At 45.9% G+C, this 1,864-nt stretch carries 1 protein-coding gene; it reads left to right on the forward strand.

Annotated features, from left to right (window positions below; translation table 11 throughout):
- Positions 1-133 precede the first annotated feature (133 nt).
- Positions 134-1,648, forward strand: coding sequence for a C-3',4' desaturase CrtD (crtD, locus tag RRG12_RS43720; RefSeq protein WP_420758613.1), 1,515 nt, complete (start codon positions 134-136; stop codon positions 1,646-1,648).
- The last annotated feature ends 216 nt before the right edge of the window (positions 1,649-1,864 follow it).

Consider the following 1,864-nt stretch of genomic DNA (forward strand, 5'->3'; position numbering starts at 1 on the left):
AGGGCGAATAGAATTCGCCAGTTTAGCATTAAGTTGACACCAATGGGATGCACCCCTAACGAAGATTGTGGTTTAATCAATCACGCTATAAAATTATGAATAGCAATATTAAGAATTGTAAAACTAAATCTCAATGTCCAGCATTTCTATTGACAAAAGTAAATCTCATGTAGTTGTTATTGGTGCAGGAATCGGTGGACTGACTGCTGGGGCATTATTAGCTCATAGAGGTTACAGCGTCCTCATTCTAGACCAAGCCCTCGTACCAGGGGGCTGTGCTTCGACGTTTAAACGCCAGGGATTTACCTTTGATGTGGGTGCAACTCAGGTTGCAGGCTTAGAACCAGGGGGAATTCACCACCGCATTTTCTCAGAATTGGCAATAGATTTACCGGCAGCAACGCCTTGTGACCCGGCTTGTGCGGTATATTTACCTGGGGAAAGCACACCCATCAACGTTTGGCGCGACCAAGAGAAATGGCAAGAGGAACGACAAAAACAGTTTCCTGGTAGCGAACCGTTTTGGCAGTTGATGGCAACTTTATTTGATGCGAGTTGGGAATTCCAAGGACGCGACCCGGTGCTACCACCGCGTAATTTATGGGATTTGTGGCAGCTAGCGCAAGCGGTGCGTCCCAGTACATTAATTACCGTACCCTTCACTTTGTTTACGGTAGGAGATGCTTTACGGTTATGTGGATTAGGTAATGACCAACGATTGAGAACTTTTTTGGATTTGCAACTGAAGTTGTATTCCCAAGTCAATGCAGAAGAAACAGCACTACTTTATGCAGCGACGGCGTTGAGTGTATCCCAATTACCCCAAGGATTGTTTCATCTCCGGGGAAGTATGCAAGTATTAAGCGATCGCTTGGTACAATCCTTAGAAAGAGATGGTGGCAAGTTATTGATGCGCCACACTGTAGAACAAATCAAAGTAGAAAACGGCAAAGCCAGTGCTGTAGTAATTAGAAATCAGAAAACTGGCGAAGTCTGGACAGAAGCAGCCGACCACATAGTTGGTAACGTTACTGTGCAAAACTTGGTGCAGTTATTGGGAGAACAAGCGCCATCTGGTTATAAAAACCGTGTGGAAAAACTACCCCAAGCATCGGGTGCTTTTGTGGTGTATTTGGGTGTGGATGCCAGCGCAATTCCAACTGGGTGTCCTCCCCATCTCCAATTTCTGTACGATGCTGATGGCCCGATTGGTGAGAATAATTCCCTATTTGTTTCCGTCAGTCATCCTGGAGACGGTCGCGCACCGGAGGGGAAAGCGACAATTATTGCTTCTTCATTTGTCGATCCTACAGAGTGGTGGCAGACTGATGATTATGAAGGGCTAAAAGAAAAGTTTACCCAAGAAGCGATCGCTCGTCTAGCTCAATACTTTTATCTCAAACCAGAAACTATTCTTTATCAAGAAGCCGCCACACCCCGCACCTTTGCCCATTTCACAGGACGCGATCGCGGTATAGTCGGTGGTATTGGTCAAAGAATACCCACCTTTGGCCCCTTTGGCTTCGCAAATCGCACACCCATCCAACATCTGTGGTTAGTTGGTGACTCCACCCATCCAGGAGAAGGTACTGCTGGCGTGAGTTACTCAGCACTAACAGTAGTCAGGCAAATTGAAGCGCAAATGTAGTACTTTGTCACAACAGAATTCAGGAGTCAGGAGTCAGAATTCTGTTGGGTATTCTGTACGATTGGCGGATGAATACTATCGTTGCTGGTTAAAGACTTCCAGGGAATTTTAAGGAAAGTCCAGACTGTTTTTCTTCTGGCTTCTGAACACTTCAATCAACGGTTTTTCCATTATGATTTATCACCGCGGCTCCTCTTGGGGCTGTATCACTGGTGA

It is taken from the genome of Nostoc sp. CALU 546, from assembly GCF_048836525.1.

What these genes read in the sequence shown, in the direction of transcription:
- crtD (WP_420758613.1), top strand. Translation starts at nt 134, where the DNA reads ATGTCCAGCATTTCTATTGACAAAAGTAAATCTCATGTAGTTGTTATT.